This is a genomic window from Lysinibacillus sp. GbtcB16, from assembly GCF_019091145.1.
Lineage (GTDB): Bacteria > Bacillota > Bacilli > Bacillales_A > Planococcaceae > Lysinibacillus > Lysinibacillus fusiformis.
The window spans coordinates 1-247 of sequence record NZ_JAGXJV010000722.1; the positions used below are offsets into that span (position 1 = coordinate 1).

The window sequence follows — 247 nt, forward strand, 5'->3', positions numbered from 1 at the left end:
CGCATGCAAGCCGTGGAAAAGGGACAACGCTCCTTGTCGGCTGTGGCGTATGCCGTAACGATTTTTTTTACGCTGGCGGGCGTGATTCCTGTGCTCTGGATGGTCACGTCCTCGCTGCAGACCGATAAAGATATTGAGACCTATCCGCCGAAATGGACGCCGAGTATCCTGCGTTCGATGGAAGTAACGATTGATTACACGGGAATGCCTGTGATGGAGCCCCTTGATTATGAGAAAGATGCCATGC

1 pseudogene is annotated in these 247 nt (G+C 52.6%); it reads left to right on the plus strand.

From position 1 onward, the window contains the following. Nucleotides 1–42: 42 nt before the first annotated feature. Nucleotides 43–247, plus strand: a pseudogene (locus KVT27_RS25710) (hypothetical protein); the annotation flags it as partial.